Here is a 23,594-nt window from a genome sequence, read left to right as displayed (position 1 = left end):
TTCCGCTGCGGCCTTGAAGGCCTTCTCGATGGATTTGCGACATGAAGCAGGATCAGCCCCGTCCGACGCCCCGCGCGGGCATCATGGACATCGAGGCCTATGTGCCGGGAAAAAGCACCGCGCCCGCCGGCGTGACGAAAGTCTACAAGCTGTCGTCGAACGAAAATCCGCTCGGGCCCTCGCCGAAGGCGATCGAGGCCGCGCGCGAAGTGGCGGCGAAGCTCGACGTCTATCCCGATGGCACCGCCCGCCGGCTGCGCGAGGCGATCGCCGAGGTGCATGGGCTGAACCCGGCAAACATCATCTGCTCCAACGGCTCCGACGAGATCCTCGGGCTCCTGGCGCAGACCTATCTCGCGCCGGGCGACGAGGCCGTGTTCACCGAGCACGCCTTCATGGTCTACAAGATCTACATCCAGGCGGCGGGCGCCAAGCCGGTGGCGGTCAAGGAAACCGACGAGCGCGCCGACATCGATGCGATTTTGGCCGCGGTGACGCCGGCCACGCGGATCGTGTTCCTCGCCAATCCGAACAATCCGACCGGCACCTATGTGCCGTTCCAGGAAGTGCGCCGGCTGCACGCGGCATTGCCGAAGGATGTGCTGCTGGTGCTCGACGCGGCCTATGCCGAATATGTGCGGCGCAACGACTATGAAGCCGGCATCGAGCTGGCGGGCAGCTCCGAGAACGTGGTGATGACCCGCACCTTCTCCAAGCTCGGTCTTGGCGGCGCGCGCATCGGCTGGATGTACGGCCCGGCGCATATCGTCGATGCAATCAACCGCATCCGCGGCCCGTTCAACGTCAATGCCACCGCGATCGAGGCCGGCATCGCCGCGATCCGCGACCGCGCCCATATCGAGCGCAGCGCGACGCATAACGAGAAATGGCTGGCCTGGCTCAGCGCGGAGCTGACCGGGCTCGGCCTGCGCGTCACGCCCAGCGTCGGCAATTTCGTGCTGATCCATTTTCCCGACGGCAAGAAGCATTCGGCGGCGGCGGCGGACGATTATCTCAGTGCGCGCGGTTACATCCTGCGCCGCGTGACCGGCTACGGCTTTCCCAATGCGCTGCGCATGAGCATCGGCACAGAAGAGGCCAATCGCGGCGTCATCGACGCGCTCAAGACCTTCCTGAAAAGCTAGAACACCATGGCATCACCGATGTTCGAGAAAATAGCGCTGGTCGGCATCGGCCTGATCGGCTCGTCGCTCGCCCGCGTCATCCGCCGCGAGGGCCTGGCGCGCCATATCGCCATCGCGACGCGCAGCGCATCGACGCTGAAGCGCGCCGAGGAGCTAAGTCTTGGCGATTCCTACACGACGGATGCCAGCGAAGCGGTGCGTGACGCCGACCTCGTCGTCGTCTCGGTGCCGGTCGGCTCGTCCGGCGAGGTCGCGGCCGAGATCGCGCCGGCGCTGAAGAAAGGCGCCATCCTTACCGATGTCGGCTCGACCAAGGCCTCGGTCATTGCGCAAATGCAGCCGCATGTGCCGGAAGGCGTGCACTTCATCCCCGGCCATCCGCTGGCCGGCACGGAAAAGTCCGGACCCGATGCCGGCTTCGCCGATCTCTTCGAGAACCGCTGGTGCATCTTCACGCCGCTGCCGGGCACCGATCCCGCGGCGCTCGAGAAGCTTTCGGAATTCTGGCGGCGCTGTGGCTCCAACATCGACACGATGGACCCGCAGCACCACGACATGACGCTCGCGATCGTTTCGCATCTGCCGCATATCATCGCCTACAACATCGTCGGCACGGCGGACGATTTGGAAGCGGTGACCAAGAGCGAAGTCATCAAATATTCCGCCTCCGGCTTTCGCGACTTCACGCGTCTTGCAGCCTCCGATCCCACCATGTGGCGCGATGTTTGCCTGCATAACAAGGATGCCATTCTGGAGATGCTGGCGCGTTTCTCGGAGGATCTGGCGTCGCTGCAGCGGGCGATCCGCTGGGGCGACGGCGAAAAGCTCTTCGATCTCTTCACCCGCACCCGCGCCGTCCGCCGCTCGATCATCGAGGCCGGACAAGACATCGATGTGCCGGACTTCGGTCGGCAGGCCGTCGAGCATCCCAAAGGGAACTGATGTTCAGGTGAGGCCGGCCTGCAAATGGCAGCTCCCTGCGCTTCCGGTGCTCACGTACTTCAAGTACGCTCCGCTTCGGTTCTCGGGACCCACCATTTTCGACTCGGCCTGACCTGAATCTCAGCTCCCTTTGCCTTCTCGGGCTGGCGGCCAGTGCGCCGCCATCATGGCCAGCGTCTCGGCCCGATCCGGCGCGCCGAGGCGGCCGCCGAAGCGCAGGCATTTGAGCGCGGCGGCGGCGCTGGCGAAGCGCAGGGCCTCTTCCATGGGCATGGCCTCGGCGAGGCCGACGGCGAAGGCGCCATGGAAGACGTCGCCGGCGGCGAGCGTGTCGACAGCCTTGACCTTCGGCGCCTCGACATGGCGCACGCGCCCGGTCGCCCGGTCATGCCACCATGTGCCTGCCGCGCCGCAGGTCACCGCGACGAAGGCATCGGTGCGCGAGGCAAGGTCGGCGCAGGCGCTTTCGGGGTCGAGCGCGTGGCCGCAGACGATGCGCGCCGCCGGCTCCGAGGCGACGATGTGCGAGGCCAAGGGCAGCAGCCGCTCCAGCACCTCGACGGGCGCGGTGTCGGCATCCAGGATCGCCGGGCGGCCGATCGATCTGGCCGCGCTCAGAGCAAGCGCCGCGGCGCCCGGCCAGCGGACATCAACCAGCACGGCGTCGAAGGCGGAAAGGTCGGCGAGCGGCAGCGCCTCCGGATCGGCTTGCGCCTTTTTGTCGTAGAAGGGCACGATGACACGCTCGCCATGCGCATCCACCAGGATCGCGGCCAGCGCCGACCGCGCGCCGGCGACGCGGCGGATGAGGCTGCAGTCGACGTGTTCGGCCTCTATGTCGGCGATCAACTGGTCGCCGACCGGATCGTCGCCCGCGCTAGCCCATAGCGAGACCTCGGCGCCGAGGCGCCGCGCTGCGCAGGCGGCGCTCGTCGCCATGCCGGAGGCGATCTGGACACCGTCGCTGGCGATGAACTTGCCTTGATGCGCGGGCAGCGCCTCGACGCGAAGGATCGTGTCGAGGGTGAAGGCGCCGACGCTGAGCAGTCTGACCGGCCGCGCCATCGCTGCGCTACTCTAACGGCTTGATCTTGCCAAGCGGGATGAAGCCCAGCGAGGCCTTGCCCTTGACGATCTTGAGCGGCAAGGACGGTTCCTTGCCAAGCATGGCAATGGCGGCAAAGCCCTGGTCGATTTCGCTTTTGTGCTCCGGCATGGCACCGCCAAGGATGGCCGCCACCGCCTTGGGGTCCTTGAGCTTGATCGTCAGGCTTGCGTCGATCAGGCCTTCCGCGTCGACGGAGACCGGCCCGGACACGGTGATGCGCGCGGTTCCCGACGACAGGTCGAGCTTGGCGATGTCGATCGACTGGCCGCGCAGGCTTTTCGGCGGCGCGGCGATCAGCGCCACGCCGTTCTTCAGCATTACGTCGCCACTGCCGTCCAACGCCGGCAGCACGCGTCCGTCGATGGCATCCGCATTGATCTCCAGATCGCCGAAGCTGCCGACATAGTTGATGTCCTGGCCGGCCGGCTGCAACTGGCCGGCCGCTTTGCCGGCGCTGAACAACTGCATCGGGTCTGTGTCGTCCTGCGGATCGGTCTGACCGTTGAGGCCTTCAGCCTGCAGCGAAACGCTCCTTGGCAGCGGCCACCACACTTTCACCTTTGCCTGCAACTGGTCCCAGTCGATCCAGAGCGGCGGCATGCCGGGCGCCATCGTCCGCAGCGGCCCGCGCAGATCGGCGACCGGCGACAAGGGTCCGGTGATCCCGGCGACGGCATTGAAGCTTCCGGTGGAGGCGGCGACCTTCCGGGCGTCGTCCTCATAGGCGAGGTTGTCGCAGGAAACCGTGAAGCTCATCGGATAGCCGCTGACGGCGAGGTTGGCGCAACCGGCGGCGATCCCATTGCTGCCGAGCCTCGCCACCGCCTGGTCGGCCTCGGCCTTGAGCCTGTCGGCGAGATAGAACCAGCCGCCGCTGTAAATGGCGAACAGCACGAGGATGAACGCGGCAAGCCAGAACAGCCGGCGGCGAGGTTTGGGCGATCGCTCGTCACTTGACGTCATGCTGCGGCTCTCGTTAACCCCTCATCCAGCGAGCGGGCATTCACTCTCACGCAAACAAGCGGGGGACAGAAGAAGCACCTTGGCGGTGCGGTGTCGTTCACTCGAATACGATCAGGCTTGGCGATATGGGCGATTTTTGGGTTTTTGGCTATGGGTCGCTGATCTGGCGGCCCGGATTTGCCCATGTCGAGACGCGCCGCGCCCGGCTTTACGGCTATCGCCGCTCGCTTTGCGTCTATTCCTTCGTGCATCGCGGCACACGCACCCGGCCGGGCCTGGTGCTCGGCCTCGACCGGGGCGGCTCCTGCATCGGCCTGGCATACCGTGTTCCCGGCAATTTGCGCGACGAGGTGCTTTCCTACCTGCGCGAACGTGAGCTGGTGACCAGCGTCTATCTCGAACGCATGCTCGATGTCCGGCTGGATGGCGGCGGTTCGGTCGAGGCGGTCGCCTACACCGTCGACCGGCAGCATGAGCAATATGCCGGCGGGCTCGATGCCGATCACGCCGCAGAGGTCGTTCGCGGCGCCGTCGGCCAGTCCGGCCGGAACGAGGACTATGTCTTGAGCACGCTCGAGCATCTCAAGGCGCTCGGCATCCGCGATCACTGGCTGGAGGAGGTGGGCCGCCGGATCGCGCCTTCGTGAAGAGCATTTCCGGCGAAAATAATTTCGCCTTCAATGGGCTCTATCTCTTTGTTTTTACGCAATTCCGGGCGCAAGGCTACGGCAAAACCGCCGAGCCCAACCGCTGCGCACTTTTGCTGGAATTGCCCTGGTCCGATCAAAAAGCAAAACCATGCCTTTGACCTCCGCCGGGCACGACCTAGCTTAGCGGCAACCCCATCCCCAGGCATCAAGCCCTTTCCAGCATCACGGAGATCAGTCTTGCAGAAACGCCGTCTCGGTCGCACCGACCTTTCCATCGCGCCGCTGGTCCTGGGCGGCAACGTCTTCGGCTGGACCGCCGACGAGAAGACCTCCTTCGACCTGCTCGACCGGTTCGTGGGCGCCGGCCTGAATGCCGTCGATACGGCCGATGCCTATTCGCGCTGGGTTCCGGGCAACAAGGGCGGCGAATCGGAAACCATCATCGGCAACTGGATGAAAAGCCGCGGCAACCGCGATCATGTCGTCGTCATCACCAAGGTCGGCTCCGACATGGGGCAAGGCAAGAAGGACCTCTCCGCCGCCTATATCGAAAAGGCGGTCGACGCTTCGCTGAAGCGGCTTCAGGTCGATGTCATCGACCTCTATCTGTCGCATTGGCCGGATCCGGCGACGCCTTACGAGGAAACGCTCGGCGCCTATCAGCGCCTGCTCGAAAAGGGCAAGATCCGCTATGCCGGCTGTTCCAATCTCGATGCCGGGCAGTTGCGCGCGGCGCTCGACGTCGCCAGCCTGCGCAGCCTGCCGCGCTACGAGGTGCTGCAGCCTGAATACAATTTGTACGACCGCTCGTCGCTCGACGGACCGCTGCTCGACCTCTGCAAGGCCGAGGATATCGGCGTCATCACCTATTTCGGCCTGGCCAAAGGATTTTTGAGCGGCAAATACCGCGACAAGGCCGATCTCGGGAAAAGCGCGCGCGGCGAGGGCGTTGCCGGCTACCTCAACGAGCGCGGCATGCGCATCCTTTCCGCCCTCGATGCCGTGGCCGAGCGCCATTCGGCCAAGCAGGCGGAAGTGGCGCTGGCCTGGATCATCGCGCGACCGGGCGTCACCGCGCCGATCGCCAGCGCCACGACGCCCGCCCAGATGGACAGCCTGATCCGCGCCGCGTCGCTCAAGCTTTCAGCCGACGATATCGGGGCGCTGGACCGCGCCAGCTCATAGCATTCGCACGATCGTCCAAGACGGCCATGACGATCCCTCGTAAATCCTGTCGCATTGCGGCAGGAGGAGGTACGGCATCTTGGGCGAAGCGCAGCCCTGGCAGCAAGTGCTGGCGCTTATCGTGGCCGCGACGGTCGTGATGGGCAGTCCGGGACCGGCGACGATCAGCGTCACCGCCATTGGCGCGGCGTTCGGCCTGCGTCCTTCCCTGCGTTACACCTCTGGCGTGGCGCTCGGCACGATCGCCGTGCTTCTGGCGGTGGCGGCCGGGATTTTCGGCATGCTGACCTCGCTGCCGGTTCTGGCGCCGGTGCTGGCGACCGCCTCGGCGGCCTACATCCTTTATCTCGCTTTCAAGATCGCGACCGCGCCGCCATTGGCCGAGCGCGGCAGCATGGCGACGAAACCTGATTTTCTCGGCGGCTTCATGCTCGCCATCGCCAACCCGAAAGCCTATGTGGCGATCCGCGCCGTGTTCGCCGGCGCAGCGTCGCGGGCCGATACGCTCGGCGTTTCCACCAGGCTAATGGTGCTTGCCGCGATGATCGTCGCGATCCATGTGGCCTGGCTGCTTGCCGGAACGGCTTTCGCGCGCTTCCTGCGCCATCCGCTGGCCTCGCGGATCATCAATCTGGCGTTTGCCGCCACGCTCGTGCTGACGACTGCGCTGGCGGCGTTGCGGTAGCCGATCAGGTCTTCGCGGTCGCGCCGAGCTCCGCCAGCCGCTTCAGCGCCGTCGGCGGCATGGGCGGCGGGTTCGGCGCCTGCGCCGCCTCGACGAGCATCTGATCGCAGGCGGCTTCGGTCTCGCCGATCAGCCGCTGCATGAATTCGTCCTTGCCGAGACCGGGCGGGATCGGCGGCAAGAAGCGGGCCTTGATGGTGCCGGGATAGCGCAGGAACTTGCGGCGCGGCCAGTAGAGGCCGGCGACATGGGCGACCGGCACCACCGGCACGCCCAGTTGCGAATAGATCTCGACAATGCCGTATTTGTAGGACGGCTCGGCGCCCGGCGGGCGGCGCGTGCCTTCGGGGTAGATGATGAGCTGGCGCGGATTGCGATCCATTTCCTGCCTGGTGGCGGCAACGACCGCCTTCAGCGCCTTCGAGCGGCTGCCCCGATCGACCGGGATCATGCGCATCTTCATGATGTACCAGCCGAAGAAGGGGATCCAGGTCAGCTCGCGCTTCAGGATGTAGAGGGCGTCGTCGAGATGGGGGAAGAAGGCGATCGCGTCCCAGAAGGACTGGTGCTTCGGCGCCAGGATGAAGGAGCCTTCGGGCAGGTTCTCGACACCCGTGATCTCACTCTTGGTCGCGGCTATCTTGTCATAGAGCCACATCGAGGTGCGCGACCAGAATTTCGGCACGAACCAGGCGCGGTGGCGCGGCGACAGGAAATAATAGGGCGTCCAGAAGATCATCTGGACGATCAGGTTGAGATAGAAGACGAGGTTGAACGCCAGCGAGCGGATGATGAGCATGCAAGGGGCCCGTGAGGAAGTGTGCGTTGGTTACACCAAGCGGCGGCAAAAAGGAAACGCCACCATGTCGAATGAATGCCGCTAGAGTGACCTAGCCAGCCGCTCCTTCAGGCGCGGTGCCGCAAAATCGAGGAAGGCGCGCAGCTTCACCGGCAGCCGGCCCTGGCCGGCATGAACGAGGCTGACTGGCCAGGGCGGCGGCTCGAACGGCTCCAGCACCACCCGCAGCGCGCCGGCGCGCACGGCAGCGTCGGCCTGGTAGGACAGAACCCTAGTCAGGCCCAAGCCTGCAATCGCGGCATCGAGGGCTGCTTCCGCGGTGTTGACCTGCAGCGGCGAGCGGACCGGCACCACGATCTCCGTCTTGCCCGTGCCGAAAGTCCAGGTCGCGGGCGCGGAGAGACCTTCGAAGGTGACGCAGTTGTGGCCCGCGAGCTCTGATGGTTTCTCCGGCGTGCCATGTAGGGCGAGATAGGTGGGGCTTGCGCAGACGATGCGGCGGATCGAGCCGATGCGGATTGCAACCATGGCCGAATCCGGCAGCTCGCTGATGCGCACCGCCAGATCGATATGCTCCTCGGCCAGTTGTGTGATCCGGTCCGACAAGGTCAGGCGGACGTCCACTTGCGGATAGATGGCTAGAAAGCCAGTGATTACCGGCAGCACATGCAAGCGGCCGAAGACGACCGGCGCGGTGATGGCCAACTCACCGGTTGGATTGAGGTATTCGCCGGCAGCAGAGCGCTCGGCCTCGCTCACCTCGTCGAGAATGCGGCGGCAGGCGATGAGATAGGACTGGCCGGGATCGGTCAGCGTCAGCCGCCGCGTCGAGCGGTTGAGCAGGCGCGTCCCTAAGTGCTTCTCCAGTTCGGAGAGCTTGCGGCTGACGGTCGGCAGCGGCACTCCGGCGCGGCGCGCCGCGGCGGACAGGCTGCCGGCCTCAACCGTGGTGACGAACAGGGACATGGCGTCGAGGCGATCCATTATTCTTCCGAAATCTGGAAATATAGATTGCGAATATGCCCTCTACATCCGATTTTCGAAAGTGGCTAATTGATGTGCGATCCTGTCCGAGGAGCGCCAGCATGAATGAATTCACCAGCGACGTCGCCTTCACGCCGACCGTCAAGGCCATCCAGTCCCGCAAAGGGTCGCGCGACTCCTATGCGCGCGTCGAGCAGCGCGGCGGCTGGCGGGCGACGATCACTGCCGACCTCGCCGCCTTCATCGAAGCGCAGACCAGCGTGTTCCTGGCGACGGCAAACGCCAAAGGCCAGCCCTACATCCAGCATCGCGGCGGGCCTGCCGGCTTCCTCAAGGTGCTCGACGAGCACAGGATCGGCTTTGCCGACTTTTCCGGCAACCGGCAGTTCATCACCCAGGGCAACCTCGAGGACAACGACCAGGCTTTCCTGTTCCTGATCGACTACATGCTCAGGCAGCGCATCAAGATCTGGGGCAGGGCGGGTGTCGTCGAAAATGACCCGGAGCTGACGGCGAGGCTGATGCCGCCGGATTACAAGGCGCGGCCGGAGCAGGCGATCCTGTTCACGGTCACGGCCTGGGACGCCAATTGCCCGCAGCACATCCCGCAGCGCTTCGAGGCGGCGGATGTCGCGGCGGCGCTGGCCGAGCGCGACCAGCGCATCGCAAGCCTGGAGCAGGAGATTGCGCGCCTGCGCGATAATGCGGCGGCTAAGGTTTAGTTCTTCACCACAGTCGATGCTTCCGCCAGCGTGACGCCCTCGGGCGCCGCGCGGAGCGGCAGGAAGCCGCGCGCCAGCGACAGCACATATTTGCTGTATTCGGTCAGCAGCACCCGCAGGGCCTCCGGCTTGGTCAGCCAGCCGCCATTGCCGAGATTGGTGTTGACCACCGGGTAGGGCTCGAGGCGCGCGCCATGCAGCAGCCGGCCCATTTCGAGCAGGCTGCGCGGCATGTGGTAATTGTTGGTCACGATGATGATGCTGCCATAGGCGTGGTTCTCCACCCATTTGGCGCTTTCCTCGGCATTGCCGATAGTGTCGAGCGCAGCGCGGTCGATATCGACGCAGCAGGAGAAGAGCTGCTTGTCGCCGCCCATTGCCGCCTGCAGCTGGCGCTTGGTGGCCGATGGATGGACGCCGCTGATCAGCAGGCGTTCGCCCTTGCCGGAGGCCAGCAGATCCATCGCCGCGTCGAGCCGCGACTGACCGCCGGTGAGCACGATGATGGCGTCGGCCCTGGCCGGGTTGAGCGGGGTGGTCATGTGGCTGACCTTGTCGGCGAACCAGCCGAATCCGCCGGCAAAAAGCACCAGCGCGGCGAGAACGATGAAACCGCAGACACGCAGGGCAAACCTCAAACGGCCGGGCGTGGCGGAAGCAGCGGCGCGTGCATGCACCACCGGCATCCGTCCAGTTGTCCCGATCGACTCCCGCGCTTCCATCATCCCCAGGTTAATCCCGAAAGCATCCCATGGTTAACTCCGAAATGCGGCCTTTGATAGGTAAGACGGCGCACATTGCGTTACGGCAAGTGTCTCATCTGTGATCGTTGTCCTGTTTGTATACAACGCTTTGCGCCGGTTTTCGGTTTGAGCTCATGGGTCAGCCCGCATCCGGTTGGCGAACGTCGATGTCGCTGAGATAGGTGACGACGGTCGCGTGCGAGGTCGCCGCGGTCAGCGCGCCGATCACCAGCACCATCAGGCCGACGCCGAAATAGCCGGCGGAACCGATGGCGAAATTGCCGAACAAAGCGGTCGCCTGGTCGGCCTGGGGCGTGGCCATGTTGCGCGACGACCACCAGGAAAAGACGATGAAGACGGCGATCGCCAGGGCGCCACCGGCAGCCGCGCCCTTCATGCCGGTGACCAGGAAGTGCCAACGGAATTCGCGCGCGATGAAGCGCGCCTCGGCGCCGACGAAATGCAGCACCTCGATGATATGGCCATTGCCGGCCATGGCGCCGCGTGTGGCGAACACCACCGTCAGCACGGTCGCCGACAGCATCAGCACCAGCACGGCGATGCCGATCGTCACCGTCGTGTGCGCCATGGCGACCAGGCGGTCGACCCAGGTGCGGTGATCGTCGAGCGCGGCGGTTGGGATCTTGGGTGTGATGGCGGCGCGCATGGCGGCAAAGTCCGGCGGGCTGGCCTCGTCGATGGTGACGATGATAAGGCGCGGGACCGGCAGTTCGTCGATGTTGAGGCCGCTGCCCAGCCATGGCTCCAGAAGGCGCGCGGTCGCCTCGCGGTCGATGATCTTGGTGCCCTTCACGCCGGGGAACTCGCCGGCGATCTGCGAGGCCTGCGCAAGGGCCGCCTCCATGTCGAGGCCGTCGGCCGGCTTGATCTGGATCGTCGCCTCGCGCGAGATCTGGTTCTCCCAGACGGAGGCGGTATCGCGCACCAGCGTCACCGCGCCGAAGGTGAGGCAGGACAGGAAGGTCATGATGGCGATGACCAGCACCAGTGCCCGCCCGGCGATGTTCTGCGCCGGCACGATCGGCGCCGTCTTGCGCTGCACACGCCGGACCGTCACCGGCGCCTCGGCGTCGGCTTCATCCTGCAGGTGATCGGCCGGAAAGTCAGTCATAGACGTCCAGCCTTCCGCCGGCCAGGATCATGCGGCGCGCATCGACCTGCTCCATCAGGCCGAGGTCGTGGGTGGCGATGACCACGGCTGTGCCCAGCCGGTTGAGCTCGATGAACAGCCTGAGCAGCCGGCGCGCCAGCGGCGGATCGACATTGCCGGTAGGCTCGTCGGCAAGCAGGATCTCCGGCTGCTCGATCAAGGCCCGGGCAATCGCGGCGCGCTGCTTCTCGCCGCCCGAAAGCACCGGCGGCAGGACATGCATGCGGTCGCCGAGGCCGACCCATTTCAGAAGCTCGGTCACGTCGGTGCGATAGCTCGCTTCCTCGCGCCCGCGCACGCGCAACGGCAGCGCGACATTCTCGTAGGTGGTCATGTGGTCGAGCAGGCGGAAATCCTGGAACACCACGCCGATGCGGCGGCGCAGCAGCGGCAGTTCGCCGCGCGAGATGCGCGAGCGGTCCTTGCCGAAGATGGTGATCAGGCCGCGCGTCGGCTTCAGCGACATGAACAAAAGGCGCAGCAAGGTCGTCTTGCCGGCACCCGAGGGGCCGCTCAGGAACTGAAAGGAGCGCTCCGGAATGTGCAGGGAGATGTCGCGGAGGATCTCCGGACCCATGCCATAGCGGAGGCCGACATTTTCGAAGCGGATCACGTTCGGCGACCTGAAACTTTCGGCGGCGACGCGCCACAATCTACTTTAACAGACCATCGACCGGCATGGTTAACCGGCGGTTAATTTTGCAACGTTCAGCGCGCATCAAAGCCATTCCGGTGGGGAAGCGTTAACCAATTCCGTTTACGCAAAAGAAACGAAGACTGCACTGGTGCCGTAATGGCTGACGAGAGAACCGCGCGCCCTGTTTCCGGCGAAATCATGACCGGCACGGCAACAAATGCCGCGCCGGAGCGCGTCATGTTCGATGCAGCCGATATCGTCGATGCCGATTATGTGGTGCTGCCGCGATTTGCCGCGACGCCGTCGGCGCCCCCGCCGCAGATCCCTCCGACGCCGCCGATCGAAGGCATGGGCATGCTGCGCAAACCGGAGGCGGCGCCGTCGCGATCCTCGCGCGGCGGCCCGATGTTCTGGATTGCCGGCGTCGGCATAGCGCTGATCTCCTTCTGGGTGTCGGGCGGTCATGCGCTGGTCCGGCAGAGCCCCTTTTGGGCGGCCGCGGCGCCGGCGAGCGCGCTCACCATTTCCGGCGTAACGTCGCGCATCGATGAATCGGGCTTGAAGCCGGTGCTGTTCGTGGATGGCGAGGCGGCCAATGACGGGACGAGGTCGCAAACGCTGCCGCCGCTCGAAATCCGCGTCACCGACAACAATTCCAACATCATCCGCTACAGGCTGGGGACATCCAACCGCTCGCTGGCGCCCGGCGAAAGATTCGGCTTTTCCAGCCGCTTCGATGTGCCTAAAGACGGCGTAAGAACCGTCGCAGTCATCTTCGCAGGCTAGACGGGTCGATATTCAGGTGAGGCCGGCCTGCAAATAGCGGCTTCCTGCGCTTCCGGCCTTCGCCGGCCGAAGCACTTAAAGCGCGTCGTGTCGAAACGGATTCACGCGACGCGCTTTAGGTCGTTGCTTGATGCATGTCGTTGTCGCAAAACCGAGGTCACTTTTGCGCGACATGCATTAGGAGTGGCGTAGCAGTTAAATTGAGGCTACGGCCGGCGTAGGCCGGTGCTCACGTACGCCGATTTTTGAAGGAAAAACTATGCCAGTTGTGCGTGGCAAGGACATTGAGGTCCTGTTTTCGGCGTCGGCGATCGCGCGCCGCAATCTCGAGCTCGCCAAGGAAATCGCCGGGCGCGACTATCACGACCTGCTGGTGATCTCGATCCTCAAGGGCTCGTTCGTCTTCGCCGCCGATCTCATCCGCGCCATGCATGATGTCGGCCTGTCGCCGGAAGTCGAGTTCATCTTCATTTCCAGCTACGGCGCCGGCACCACGAGCGGCGAGGTCAGGGTGCTGCGCGACATCGACAATGAGGTCGCCGGCCGCGATGTGCTGTTGATCGACGACATACTGGAATCCGGCAAGACGCTTTCCTTCACCCGCGACCTGATGCTTTCGCGCGGCGCCAAGAGCTGCGCCATTGCCGTGCTGCTCGACAAGCGCATGCGCCGCCAGACCTCGCTCAACGCCGACTATGTCGGCTTCGACTGCCCGGACTATTTCGTCGTCGGCTACGGCATGGATGTCGCCCATGCCTTCCGCGAACTGCCGTTTGTCGGGGTGGTCAAGGGCGACGCCTGAGGAGGCGCAGGAGTCGTTCCGAAAAGCCGCCGTTCGTTAGAATTTTCAGAAAACGTCAACGTTTCGGCGGCATCTATCTCGGCATGGCAAAGCTTCTGATCGTCGAGGACGATGAGTCCGTCCGCACCCTCGCCGCCCGCGCCCTGGAGCGCGACGGCCATAATGTCACCATTGCCACCGACGGTGCGCAGGGCCTGGACATGATCCGGCGGGCCCGTGGCGGCTACGATCTGGTGGTGTCCGACATCCGCATGCCGGAAATGGACGGCATCGAGATGGCCACTGCGGCCGCGAGGGAATTCCCGACGATGAGGATCGTGCTGATGACCGGCTATGCCGATCAGCGCGAGCGCGCCGAGGAACTCAACGGCATCATCCTCGATGTCGTGCAAAAGCCGTTCACGCTTGCCGAGATCCGCGCCCGTGTCGGCAAGGCATTAAGCTGCTTCGCTTGAGACCGCGCCGGCCGCCGGCGCGGCCCTTCGCCGACGCCCGCCGCCGAGCGCAAGCAGGCCGGCGCCGATGATCAGCGCCGCGCCCAGCACGGTCGTTTCGCGCGGCACCTCGGCGAAGAACAGGAAACCCCACAGCGGCGACCAGAGAATGCCGGTGTATTCGAACGTGGCGACGCGGTTGGCCGGCGCCATGCGGTAGGCCTGCGACAGCAGGATCATGCCGGCGGAAGCGACGAAGCCGCAGGCGGCCATCTTCAGGAAATCCGGCATCGTCGGCCACACCCATGGCCGCACGAGGAATTCGATGCTCGGATGCGCCGCGTGGGTGATGCCGGCGAGATGAAAGACGGCCGCGACGGCAACGGCGCCGCTGAGGTAGGCGCCATTCTGGTAGAAGGCCATCACTGTCGATGATTCGGTGTCGCCGATGCGGCGCGCCATCAACTGCGAAAAGCCGTAGAGGAAGGCCGAGCCCAGCGACAGCAGCGCCGCCCAGTCGAACACGCCGGCGCCTGGACGCACCATCACCAGCACGCCGACCAGGCCGATCAGCACGGTCGCCAGCGTCTTCCACGAGACGCGCTCGCCGAGATAAGGGCCGGCCATCGCCATGATGAACAGCGGCGCCATGAAATAGAGCGCCACCGCGTCGGCCAGCGGCAAGGCGGCGATCGCCAGATAATAGACCGTGTAGGACGAGAACTGGATGAAGGCGCGCAGCGTCAGCATGCCGAAGCGCTTCGACAGTACCGCCTTCAGGCCGACATCGGCCTGGACGAGCACGATCAGGATCGGCAGCGCGACGATGGCGCGGATCGCCATCACCTCGGTCACCGGATAGCCGCTCGACACCGCCTTCACCAGCGGATCCTGCAGCGAAAAGACCAGCACGCCGAGGCAGAGGCTCAGAATGCCTAGCACCATCCGGTTCTGCATCAATGTCGGCCCCCCCGCGAGCCGTTGGTTATTCAATTCACACAATTCCGGACGGAAAACCGCTGGGCTCTTTTCCTGGAATTGCTCGTAGAGCAGGATGACGCTTCGCTGGACCGTCATCCTGCTCCAACTGTTGTCGTTTGAGCATGATCTTGTCCGAAAACCGGTTCCCACTTTTCGGCATCATGCTCGTAAAAAGAACCCGCTACCATTTTCAGGCAGCGGGTACGAGTGAGGACTCTTCGATTGGTCCGCGGCCGATTTCGCGGTCGCATATCCAATGGGTATGGCGACTATCCTGCGGCGTTTGGCATCTTGCAAACGAATTGGAATGATGCCAGCAATCAAATTTTCTTATGGCGGAAATCGATGAAGCCCGTGCTCGACAGCGACCTCCTGCGCACTTTCGTGGCGGTGGCCGAAACCGGCAATTTCACCCGCGCGGCGGAGAAAGCCGGGCGCACGCAATCGGCCGTGTCGATGCAGATGAAGAAGCTGGAGGACATGGTCGGCGACGATCTGTTCGAGCGCGGCTCGCGCGGCGTGGCGTTGACGCGCCGCGGCAGCGAATTGATCTCGAACGCTCGGCGGATCGTCTCGCTGCTCGACGAGACGGCCGCCTCGCTGGTGGCGCCGCCGCTCGGCGGGCTGGTGCGCATCGGCATCCCGGCCGAATATGGCCGGTCGATCCTGTCGCGGGCACTCGGCGAATTCGCCAAGCGCCATCCGCGCGTCGAGGTCACGGTGCGCTACGCGCATTCTGATTCGCAGGTGAGGGCGCTCGCGGCTGGCGAGCTCGATCTCGCGGTGGTGTTCGAATGGGAGGGCTCTTCCGGCGGCGAGGTGCTGATGCACGACCCCACGGTGTGGGTGACGTCGACGCTGCACCACATGCATGAGGAACGGCCGGTGCCGATCGCGCTTTACAGCCGCAACGGCTGGTGCCGCGACTTCGCCATCAAGTCGCTGCAGCAGCGCGGCCTCGACTACCGGGTCGCTTATACGAGCGACACCAATGGCGGCCTGACGCTCGCCGTCACTTCCGGCCTAGCGATCGCGCCGATCTCGCGCAGCAACATCCCGGACGATTGCCGCGAGCTGACGGTCGCCGACGGCTTCGGCGACATCGATTCCTCCAACGTGGTCCTGCACCGCAATCCGCTGGCGACCGGCGAGGCGATCGACGGCATGGAGAATGCGATCCGCGAGGCCTTCATGCTGACCCGGCAGATACCGGCCGGTCTTTGAATTCTGCAACTGTGTCCGGTTTGGAGCGGTTTGCCGATAGAATTCGCGCGCCTTGGCGATGTCGAACATGCGCAGGATCGGGGTGACGGATCCAAGTTTCGGCGTAGGTGACGGAAATCCGGAAGGCGTAGCGAGCTTACTTCAGCTCCAGCAGCCGCTCGAGATAGCTGCGCTCGATATCGGGGCTGAGCGCATTGCCAAGCCGCTTGCGGATCGCGTCGAGGATCTGGCGCGCGCGCTGCACGTCGATCTCGTCGGGAACCTTGACCGAGGTGCCGTCATCGGGGCCGTTGGTGGCGCGCGGCCGCCCCAGCGGATCGCGGTCGGCGTCCTGCTGGCGGCCGCCCTGTTCGCTGCCGCCCTGATCGCCCTGCATGGCCTGCATCTGTTTCATCATGTCCTTGGCGCCACGGCGCAGCGCTTCCAGCGCGCGGCCCTGGTGGCCGACGGCCTGGTCGCCGTCGCCTTGGCCCAGCGATTGTTCGGCATTGCCCATCGATTTGCCGGCCTCGCCGAAGCCCTCATTGGGCTCCATGCCCATGCCCTCGAGTCCCTTCTTCAGCTGGTCGAGCTCGCTCTGCAGCTGGCCCTGGCCTTCCTGCAACTGCTTCAGCGCATCGGCCAAATCCTTCGGCGACATTTTCGGACGTCCGAGCGGATCGCGGTCCTGGCCGGGGCCGGGCCGCTGCTGCTGGTCGTCGAACTGGCCCTGTTCGCCGTCCTCGCCAAGCTGCTGTTGCTCGCCGCCTTCGCCACGCTGCCCGCGCTGCATCTGGTCCAGCCGGAAGGTGTCGTTCATCATTTCCTGCTGGCGGCGCATGATGTCGCCGAGCTTGTCCATCTGCTGTCGCAGCTCGCTGTCCTGCTCGCCGCCCTGCTGCTGGCGGCCGGCCTGCAGGTTGTTCATCATGTCCTGCAGCTCGGAGAGAAGCTGCTGGGCCTTGTCGCGATCGCCCGATTTGGCCAGATTCTCGATCTGGTCCATCATGCGGTCGATATCGCTCTGGCGCAGCTCGCGGCCGTTCTGCTGCATCTGCGGCGCGTTCGGGTTCTGTTGCGCGCGCTGGGCGAATTCCTGCAGGAACTGGTTCATCGCCTCGCGCAGTTCCTTCATCGCCTTCTCGATCTCCTGATCGCTGGCGCCGTTCTTGATGGCATCCTGCAACGCCTGCTGCGCCTGGCGCAGCCGCCGCTCGGCGGCCGACAGATTGCCTTCCTCGATGCCGAGCGCGATCTCCCACAGATAGGACACGACGTTGCGCAGCTGGTCGTCGCTCTCGGAGAGCTTCAGCCGGCTCCTCGCGCTCATGATGGCGAGATAGTTCGACATGTTGTCGAACGTGTCCTCGGGACGCAGCGTGATCGCGTCCATCAGGTCGAGGACGCGCGGCTTGGCATTGGTGTCGAGCGCCAGCAGCCGGCGCTGCTCGATCACCGCGCGGGCGAGCGGATTGGCGAAAGGCCGCTCCGGCATCACCATTGTCTTGGTTTCGCTGGTCGCGGTGTGGCCGGCATCGTCGGTGACGCTCAGCGTCAGCTTGATGTTGGTGCCGGCCCAGACATGCTCGGTCAGGTCCTTGGTCGTCTTGGCCGCGTTCGCCTTGCCGCCGCGGCGCGGCAGCGTCAGCGGCATGTCGGGCGCGCCGTAGAGCGGATGGGCGTTGGCGGCCGGCGGGTTCGACGGCTCGAAAACGGCCTTGGCGGAGGCGGCGCCGTAGTCGTCGTCGATCTGGTAGTTCAGCTCGATGGCGCCGTTGACCGCGCGCTTCGGCTCGCCGACGAAGCGGATCGTCGGCGGCTTGTCGGGAATGACGGCAAAGGCCCAATGGCCGAGATCGCCCTCGCCGGATTTCAGCGTCAGCGTGCCGTTGGTGTTCAGCTTGCCGGAGAACTGTCGCACGTTTGGCGCCGTCTGGCTGGCGGCGGCGGGCGCAGTCCCCTTGGCTGCTCCGGGGGGCGCCGCGGGCTCGATGGCGCGGTCATTGCCGCCTTGATCGGCATAGCTCAGCGTTTCCTCGCCCGAGCCGCCAGTGACGCGCAGCGAAACGTCGCTGCCTTGCGGAACGGAAAAGGTCTGGACGGCCTGATTGGCATCGGCGGTCAGGAACAGCGGCGCCTTGCCGGTATAGGCGGGCGGCGTCACCCAGGCGTCGATGCGCGGCGGCACGGCGTCGTGCGCGGCGCGGGCGACAAAAGCGTCGCTGATCCTGCCGCCAAAGGGTCCGAAGGAGAAGGCCAAAGCCGTGACGAACAGCAGCCCCGCCACAGCGCGCAGGCCCCAGCGGTCATAGTCCGGCACGCCGGTGCGCGGCCGGTCGGCGCCGAGGCTCGAAAGCCGCTCGGCCATGCGCTTCTGGTGCTCGCGCCACAGCGCCTGCGAAAAGATGCTGTCGGCGCCGCTTGGCCGGTCGGTCTGCACCTGCACCGGGCTGTGCAGCAATTCGTTCGCCGCCTCGATGCGCCTGTCGACCTCGGCGGCCGAGGGCATGCGGAAGAAACGCAGCGGATAGAGCGCCGCGACCGCCGCCAGCGCGAACAGGATCAGAAGGCCGATACGCGCCGAGTCCGGCAGGCGCGGGAAAAGGCCGAACCACGAAAAGCTGAAAAACAGGCTGGCGACGACCAGCAGCGGCAGCAAGAGCGGCCAGGCGCGCTCGAAGGTCATCGAGGCCCGCGTCGCCAACCGGCTGAGCGCCAAGCGCCCGGCCAGGCCGCGTCCATCGCCGGCCCGGCCGCGTTCGCCGCTGGAAATGGGTCGTTCGGTCATCGGCCCTTCCTGCCCGGGCACAATAGCCCGGACGTCATCACCAGAAGGATACCAGCAAACACGGCAAAGGCGAGGCGGGTTCCAAAAACGTGAAGCGGTTTGGCCGGGTTATGATCAGAAATTGGCGGGATTCGTGTTGGAACCGCAGACGAGGATCGCCACGCGCTCGCCGTCCGCCGGCACATAGCGCCCGGAAAGCATGGCGGCGAAGGCCGCGGCGCCACCGGGCTCGGCGATGATTCGTACGCGGTCCCACAGCGCTTTCTGCGCCGCGACGATGTCGTCGTCGCTGACCAGGATCGAGCGTTCGACGAAGGCCTCGGCGATCGGGAACATCATTTCGCCGACGCGCTTCGGCGCCAGCGAATCGGCGGCAATGCCTTCGGCGGGCGCATCGACCGGCTGGCCGGCCTCCAAGGCGCGGTAAAGCGTCGGCGCCCCCTCGGGCTCGATGGCGACGATGCGGATGCGTCCCGAGAACCAGGCGGCGATGCCGCCGATCAGGCCGCCGCCGCCCACGGCGACCAGCAGCGTGTCGATTTCGGGCAGGTCGGCTTCGATCTCCAGGCCGAGCGTGCCCTGGCCGAGCAGCGTTTCCTCCTGGTTGAAGGCATGGATCTGCAAGGCGCCGGTCCTGGCCGCAAAATCCTCGCTGGCGGCGAGCGCCTCTGCATAACGCGCGCCGACGACCACCAACTCGGCGCCGTAGCCGCGAATGCGCGCGAGCTTCGCCGGCGGGCTGACCTCGGGCACGAAGATGGTCGCCTTGTGGCCGAGCTTCATGGCGGCATAAGCGACGGCGGCGCCATGATTGCCGCCGGACGCGGCGACCACGCCGGCCTCGGGCACCTGGCGCTCGAGCAGGTTGGTGAAGGCGCCGCGCGCCTTGAAGGAGCCGGAATGCTGCAGGCATTCGAGCTTGAGATCGACCGGAAAGGCGGGACGGCCGAAATCCGCCAGGTCGACGCGCATCACCGGCGTATGGCGGACATAGGGGCGGATGCGCGGTTCGACAGCGGCGATGCGCTCGCGCGTGATCGTCTTTTTTTCCAGCATGGCCAGCTCCTTAAGGCGCGCGCCTCGGTTATTTCAGCCAGTCGGGAACCGAATCCAGTCCGATCAGGTCCTCATAGGTCTGGCGCGGCCGCACGACATGAAAACGGTCGCCGTCGACCAGCACCTCTGGCACCAGGAGCCTGGTGTTGTAGGTGCCGGCCTGCACCGCGCCATAGGCGCCGGCGGTGGAAACCGCGATCAGATCGCCTGCCTTCAATCTTGGCAGGTCGCGGTCGAGACCGATGAAATCGCCGGTCTCGCAGACCGGGCCGACGACGTCGACCTTCATGCGCGGGGTGGAGGCAGGCGGCTGCACCACCGGCCGGATGTCGTGGAAGGCGTCATAGAGCGTCGGCCGGATCAGGTCGTTCATGGCGGCGTCGACGACGAGGAAGTTTTTGGCGTCGCCTTCCTTCACATAGATGACCTCAGACACCAGGATGCCGGCATTGCCGACGATCAGGCGGCCGGGCTCGAACATCACTTTCAGGCCCAGACTGGTGACGTGCTTCCTGACGATCTCGGCATAGGCGTCGGGCAGGGGCGGCGGGCTGTTGTCGACGCGGTAGGGAATGCCGAGGCCGCCGCCGAGATCGACATGCTCGATCGAATGTCCGTCGGCGCGCAGCGCCCCGACCAGTTCGACCAGCAATGCGAAGGCATCATCGAACGGCTGCAATTCGGTGATCTGGCTGCCGATATGGGTGTCGATGCCGGTCACCCTGATCCCGGGCAGTTCAGCCGCGCGGGCATAGACCTGCCGCGCGCGCTGCCACGGAATGCCGAACTTGTTCTCGGCCTTGCCGGTCGAGATCTTCTTGTGGGTCCTGGCATCGACATCCGGATTGATGCGCAGCGAGATGGGCGCCACCTTGCCGAGGGCCACGGCACGCGCCGACAGCAATTCCAGCTCCGGCTCGGATTCGACGTTGAAGCAGAGAATGCCGGCGGAAAGCGCGAAGTCCATCTCGCGCGCGGTCTTGCCGACGCCGGAAAACAGGATCTTGCTGGCCGGGACGCCGGCGGCCAGGGCGCGGCGCAATTCGCCTTCGGAGACCACGTCGGCGCCCGCGCCCTGCCTGGCCAGCGTCCTCAGCACGGCCTGGTTGGAGTTCGCCTTCATGGCGTAGCAGACCAGCGCGTCGAGGCCGGAAAAGGCCTCCTTGAAGACGCGGAAATGCCGGGTCAGCGTCGCCGTCGAATAGCAATAGAAGGGCGTGCCGACCTCGGCTGCGATGTCGGGGATGGCGACGTCCTCGGCATGGAGCACGCCGTCGCGGTAGTCGAAATGGTTCACGGGGTTCGGTTCCGGAGGGTTGAAGCTCGATGAGATCGGGTCGATCTCATCGGCTCTAGAGCAGGGGATCGAGGATGAACTTCCTGTCCTTGACCGGTTTTTCCGGCTCGGGCGGCACCGGCTGCTTGGCCTTTTCCGCATCCTTGCGCGCTTGCTCCGCCGCCTCATAGGGCGTGTCGAGGCCGGTCTTCCTGCCGCAGGCCGTGACGGTGACAACCGCCGCCAGCAGCGCCAGCGTCACCAAAATCCTGCTACGGGTCATCGATCCATCCGTTCGAAACTGTTTCTTGTGACGCCGCTTTTAGCCGAGTTTTCAGCGCTTTGCATCCCGGCAATTGCTTTGATGCATGTCGTTGTTCCAGAACCGCTGCACACTTCTGGGCGACATGCATTAAGCCTTGGCGAGCCGCTTTTTCCAATAGCGGATCTGCTTTCGCACTTCCGACGGCGCGGTGCCGCCGAAGCTTGTGCGGCTCTTCACCGAATTCTGCACGGCAAGCACCGAAAAGATGTCGTCGGTGATGCCTGGATGGATCGAGCGCAGGTCGTCCAGCGAGAGTTTTTCCAGTCCGACCTTCTTCTCCTCGGCAAGCGCCACGGCGCGGCCGGTGACATGATGGGCTTCGCGGAAGGGCAGGCCGAGATTGCGCACCAGCCAGTCGGCAAGGTCGGTCGCGGTGGCGTGACCGGCGCCGGCCGCCTTCTTCATGGCGGCGGCGCTGACGGTCATGTCGCGCACCATGCCGGCGGTCGCCGCCAGCATCAGGTCGAGCGTCTCGGCAGCGTCGAAGACCGCTTCCTTGTCTTCCTGCATGTCCTTGCCGTAGGTCAGCGGCATGCCCTTCATCACGGTCAGCAGGCCGACGAGATGGCCGTTGACGCGGCCGGTCTTGCCGCGCACCAGTTCGGCGGCGTCCGGGTTCTTCTTCTGCGGCATGATCGAGGAGCCGGTGGAGAAGGAATCCGACAGGCGGACGAAGCCGAATTGCGGCGTCGACCAGATGATGATCTCCTCGGCGAGCCTGGACAAATGCGTCGCGCAGATCGCGGCGAGGCTCAGGAATTCGAGCGCGAAATCGCGATCCGAAACGCTGTCCAGCGAATTGCGCGTCGGCTCGCGGAAACCCAGCGCCTTCGCGGTCATGTGGCGGTCGATGCCGAAACTTGTGCCGGCAAGGGCCGCCGCGCCGAGCGGGCTTTCGTCCATGCGCTCGATGGCGTCGCGGGCGCGCGCGAGGTCGCGGCCGAACATCTCGACATAGGCCATGCAGTGGTGGCCGAAAGTCACCGGCTGCGCCGCCTGCATATGGGTGAAGCCGGGCATGACGGTCGCCGCATGTTCCTCGGCGCGTTCGAGCAACGCGGCGATCAGGTCCTTCAACGCCCGGGCGACGCGCTGGCATTCCTGCTTGACCCAGAGCCTGAGGTCGACCGCCACCTGGTCGTTGCGCGAGCGGGCGGTGTGCAGGCGTCCCGCTGTCGGGCCGATCAGGTCGGCAAGGCGGGCCTCGACATTCATGTGGATGTCTTCCAGCTTGGTCGAGAATTCGAACGTGCCGGCCTCGATCTCTTTCAGGATCGTGTTCAGCCCGTGAGCGATTTTTTCTTGATCTGCCGCCGAAATAATGCCCGTTTCGGCCAACATCTCGCTATGGGCGATCGATCCGCTTATGTCCTGCGCATAGAGCTTGCGGTCGAAGCCGATCGACGCGTTGATCGCTTCCATGATCGCGGCCGGACCCGAGGCAAAACGTCCGCCCCACATCTGGTTGCTGGCCTTCTTGTCGCTCATCGCTATAACCCGTGCTCCGGAGCAGTTTTGAAAATGGCAGACGGCAAGAGATTCTTTTTTCCGGCTACGCGCCTCATCCTGGCCGCCTTGCTGGCGGGCGTGCTGGCGGGCGCGGTCGCGGTATATGTCAGCGAGAGCGGTTCTGGCAACAACGCTCCCGAGAAGGTCGCTGTTGCCGCCGGCAAGGACGCCGCCGCCTGCGCGGCCAAGGCCGGACGCGCCAAGCAGGTCGCCGCCAAGGCCGTCGGCCAGGTGGCCGCGCTGCAGCCGGCCGACCCGCCGCAGTCGCTGAAGAGCCTGGCCTTCAACGGCCCCGACGGCAAGCCGATGACGCTGGCCGACCATGCCGGCAAGACGGTGCTGCTCAATCTATGGGCGACATGGTGCGCGCCGTGCCGCGCCGAGATGCCGGCGCTCGACGCGCTGCAGAAGGAAAAGGGCGGCAATGCCTTCGAGGTGGTCGCGGTCAATGTCGACACCGGCGACGACACGAAGCCGAAGAAGTTCCTCAAGGAGATCGGCGTTCAAACGCTCGGCTTCTACCGGGATCCGACGATCGCGCTGTTCAACGAGGTCAAGACGCGCGGGCTGGCGCTCGGGCTTCCGGTCACCATGCTGATCGACGCGGATGGCTGCCTGATCGCGCATATGAACGGCCCGGCCGAGTGGTCGAGCCCCGATGCCAAGCGGCTGGTGGAGGCGGCGCTCGAACCCTGATCGT

The 23,594-nt window shown here is 65.3% G+C and carries 25 protein-coding genes; 12 read left to right on the top strand and 13 right to left on the bottom strand.

Annotated features, from left to right (window positions below):
* Positions 1-41: 41 nt before the first annotated feature.
* Both hisC and FJW07_RS21015 read left to right on the top strand, forming a co-directional pair.
* Complete coding sequence (hisC, locus tag FJW07_RS21020; protein WP_140658765.1) at positions 42-1,145, top strand: histidinol-phosphate transaminase; 1,104 nt, start codon at positions 42-44, stop codon at positions 1,143-1,145.
* A gap of 6 nt (positions 1,146-1,151) precedes the next feature.
* A complete protein-coding gene (locus FJW07_RS21015; RefSeq protein ID WP_181182691.1) occupies positions 1,152-2,087 on the top strand; it encodes a prephenate/arogenate dehydrogenase family protein in 936 nt (311 codons plus the stop codon).
* A 120-nt stretch (positions 2,088-2,207) separates the two neighbouring features.
* Here FJW07_RS21015 and FJW07_RS21010 read toward each other — a convergent pair whose 3' ends face one another.
* Both FJW07_RS21010 and FJW07_RS21005 read right to left on the bottom strand, forming a co-directional pair.
* The gene (locus tag FJW07_RS21010; RefSeq protein ID WP_140858617.1) at positions 2,208-3,152 is read right to left on the bottom strand and encodes a sugar kinase; all 945 of its coding nucleotides are present in this window, start codon (positions 3,150-3,152) and stop codon (positions 2,208-2,210) included.
* Between the two features lie 7 nt (positions 3,153-3,159).
* Complete coding sequence (locus FJW07_RS21005; RefSeq protein WP_140858615.1) at positions 3,160-4,158, bottom strand: DUF2125 domain-containing protein; 999 nt, start codon at positions 4,156-4,158, stop codon at positions 3,160-3,162.
* A 125-nt stretch (positions 4,159-4,283) separates the two neighbouring features.
* On the opposite strand from FJW07_RS21005, the gene FJW07_RS21000 reads away from it, so the two are divergent.
* The 4 genes from FJW07_RS21000 to FJW07_RS20990 all read left to right on the top strand — a co-directional run bounded on the left by FJW07_RS21000 (position 4,284) and on the right by FJW07_RS20990 (position 6,678).
* The gene (locus FJW07_RS21000; protein WP_140784054.1) at positions 4,284-4,805 is read left to right on the top strand and encodes a gamma-glutamylcyclotransferase; all 522 of its coding nucleotides are present in this window, start codon (positions 4,284-4,286) and stop codon (positions 4,803-4,805) included.
* A complete protein-coding gene (locus FJW07_RS31790) occupies positions 4,802-4,966 on the top strand; it encodes a hypothetical protein (protein ID WP_181182169.1) in 165 nt (54 codons plus the stop codon). Before FJW07_RS21000 ends, FJW07_RS31790 begins: the two co-directional genes overlap by 4 nt.
* 79 nt (positions 4,967-5,045) lie before the next feature.
* Positions 5,046-5,993 carry an aldo/keto reductase gene (locus FJW07_RS20995; protein WP_140858613.1) on the top strand — a complete coding sequence of 316 codons (948 nt, stop codon included), beginning with the start codon at positions 5,046-5,048 and terminating at the stop codon, positions 5,991-5,993.
* A gap of 79 nt (positions 5,994-6,072) precedes the next feature.
* Positions 6,073-6,678: a LysE family translocator gene (locus tag FJW07_RS20990; protein ID WP_246680830.1), complete on the top strand. Its 606-nt coding sequence runs from the start codon at positions 6,073-6,075 to the stop codon at positions 6,676-6,678.
* Positions 6,679-6,682: 4 nt separating this feature from the next.
* Here the strand turns inward: FJW07_RS20990 and FJW07_RS20985 are convergent, their stop codons facing one another.
* Positions 6,683-7,477: a 1-acyl-sn-glycerol-3-phosphate acyltransferase gene (locus FJW07_RS20985; RefSeq protein WP_140784021.1), complete on the bottom strand. Its 795-nt coding sequence runs from the start codon at positions 7,475-7,477 to the stop codon at positions 6,683-6,685.
* A gap of 81 nt (positions 7,478-7,558) precedes the next feature.
* Entirely contained in the window at positions 7,559-8,461 is a 903-nt protein-coding gene (locus FJW07_RS20980) for a LysR family transcriptional regulator (protein WP_140858611.1), read from the bottom strand.
* 101 nt (positions 8,462-8,562) lie between these two features.
* On the opposite strand from FJW07_RS20980, the gene FJW07_RS20975 reads away from it, so the two are divergent.
* Positions 8,563-9,183, top strand: a complete 621-nt coding sequence (locus FJW07_RS20975; RefSeq protein WP_140858610.1) for a pyridoxamine 5'-phosphate oxidase family protein — start codon at positions 8,563-8,565, stop codon at positions 9,181-9,183.
* On the opposite strand, the gene FJW07_RS20970 is transcribed toward FJW07_RS20975, so the two are convergent.
* The 3 genes from FJW07_RS20970 to ftsE form a co-directional block, all read right to left on the bottom strand.
* On the bottom strand, positions 9,180-9,869 hold the full coding sequence (locus FJW07_RS20970; protein ID WP_246680834.1) for a YdcF family protein: 690 nt from the start codon (positions 9,867-9,869) through the stop codon (positions 9,180-9,182). The genes FJW07_RS20975 and FJW07_RS20970 overlap by 4 nt on opposite strands.
* A 196-nt stretch (positions 9,870-10,065) precedes the next feature.
* Positions 10,066-11,058: an ABC transporter permease gene (locus FJW07_RS20965; protein ID WP_140858606.1), complete on the bottom strand. Its 993-nt coding sequence runs from the start codon at positions 11,056-11,058 to the stop codon at positions 10,066-10,068.
* Positions 11,051-11,710 (bottom strand): cell division ATP-binding protein FtsE, encoded by a 660-nt coding sequence (gene ftsE / locus FJW07_RS20960; RefSeq protein WP_027167480.1) that lies wholly within the window; start codon positions 11,708-11,710, stop codon positions 11,051-11,053. The genes FJW07_RS20965 and ftsE overlap by 8 nt, the downstream gene beginning before the upstream one ends.
* A gap of 180 nt (positions 11,711-11,890) precedes the next feature.
* Between ftsE and FJW07_RS20955 the strand changes: the two genes are divergently transcribed.
* The 3 genes from FJW07_RS20955 (at position 11,891) to FJW07_RS20945 (ending at position 13,777) form a co-directional block, all read left to right on the top strand.
* Entirely contained in the window at positions 11,891-12,520 is a 630-nt protein-coding gene (locus tag FJW07_RS20955) for a hypothetical protein (RefSeq protein ID WP_140858604.1), read from the top strand.
* Positions 12,521-12,779: 259 nt separating this feature from the next.
* Positions 12,780-13,322 (top strand): hypoxanthine phosphoribosyltransferase, encoded by a 543-nt coding sequence (hpt, locus tag FJW07_RS20950; protein ID WP_027167478.1) that lies wholly within the window; start codon positions 12,780-12,782, stop codon positions 13,320-13,322.
* Between the two features lie 83 nt (positions 13,323-13,405).
* A complete protein-coding gene (locus tag FJW07_RS20945) occupies positions 13,406-13,777 on the top strand; it encodes a response regulator (RefSeq protein ID WP_140704891.1) in 372 nt (123 codons plus the stop codon).
* Here FJW07_RS20945 and FJW07_RS20940 read toward each other — a convergent pair.
* The gene (locus tag FJW07_RS20940) at positions 13,760-14,713 is read right to left on the bottom strand and encodes a DMT family transporter (RefSeq protein ID WP_140858602.1); all 954 of its coding nucleotides are present in this window, start codon (positions 14,711-14,713) and stop codon (positions 13,760-13,762) included. The genes FJW07_RS20945 and FJW07_RS20940 overlap by 18 nt on opposite strands.
* Before the next feature lie 369 nt (positions 14,714-15,082).
* On the opposite strand from FJW07_RS20940, the gene FJW07_RS20935 reads away from it, so the two are divergent.
* Entirely contained in the window at positions 15,083-15,961 is an 879-nt protein-coding gene (locus tag FJW07_RS20935) for a LysR family transcriptional regulator (RefSeq protein ID WP_140645189.1), read from the top strand.
* 136 nt (positions 15,962-16,097) lie between these two features.
* Here the strand turns inward: FJW07_RS20935 and FJW07_RS20930 are convergent, their stop codons facing one another.
* The 5 genes from FJW07_RS20930 to argH form a co-directional block, all read right to left on the bottom strand.
* Positions 16,098-18,728, bottom strand: a complete 2,631-nt coding sequence (locus tag FJW07_RS20930) for a TIGR02302 family protein (protein WP_140858600.1) — start codon at positions 18,726-18,728, stop codon at positions 16,098-16,100.
* A 114-nt stretch (positions 18,729-18,842) separates the two neighbouring features.
* Positions 18,843-19,784: a threonine/serine dehydratase gene (locus tag FJW07_RS20925; protein WP_140858599.1), complete on the bottom strand. Its 942-nt coding sequence runs from the start codon at positions 19,782-19,784 to the stop codon at positions 18,843-18,845.
* 28 nt (positions 19,785-19,812) lie between these two features.
* The gene (gene lysA / locus FJW07_RS20920; RefSeq protein WP_140858597.1) at positions 19,813-21,081 is read right to left on the bottom strand and encodes a diaminopimelate decarboxylase; all 1,269 of its coding nucleotides are present in this window, start codon (positions 21,079-21,081) and stop codon (positions 19,813-19,815) included.
* 55 nt (positions 21,082-21,136) lie between these two features.
* A complete protein-coding gene (locus tag FJW07_RS20915; RefSeq protein WP_127253283.1) occupies positions 21,137-21,343 on the bottom strand; it encodes a lipoprotein in 207 nt (68 codons plus the stop codon).
* A gap of 129 nt (positions 21,344-21,472) precedes the next feature.
* On the bottom strand, positions 21,473-22,873 hold the full coding sequence (gene argH / locus FJW07_RS20910; RefSeq protein WP_140858595.1) for an argininosuccinate lyase: 1,401 nt from the start codon (positions 22,871-22,873) through the stop codon (positions 21,473-21,475).
* Positions 22,874-22,906: 33 nt separating this feature from the next.
* Between argH and FJW07_RS20905 the strand changes: the two genes are divergently transcribed.
* Positions 22,907-23,590: a TlpA disulfide reductase family protein gene (locus tag FJW07_RS20905; protein ID WP_140858593.1), complete on the top strand. Its 684-nt coding sequence runs from the start codon at positions 22,907-22,909 to the stop codon at positions 23,588-23,590.
* The last annotated feature ends 4 nt before the right edge of the window (positions 23,591-23,594 follow it).

The organism is Mesorhizobium sp. B3-1-9, assembly GCF_006439595.1.
In the GTDB taxonomy this organism is placed as follows: Bacteria; Pseudomonadota; Alphaproteobacteria; order Rhizobiales; family Rhizobiaceae; genus Mesorhizobium.
Note: the sequence above shows the minus strand (reverse complement) of the source record. Positions and strands in the feature narration are given on the sequence as shown.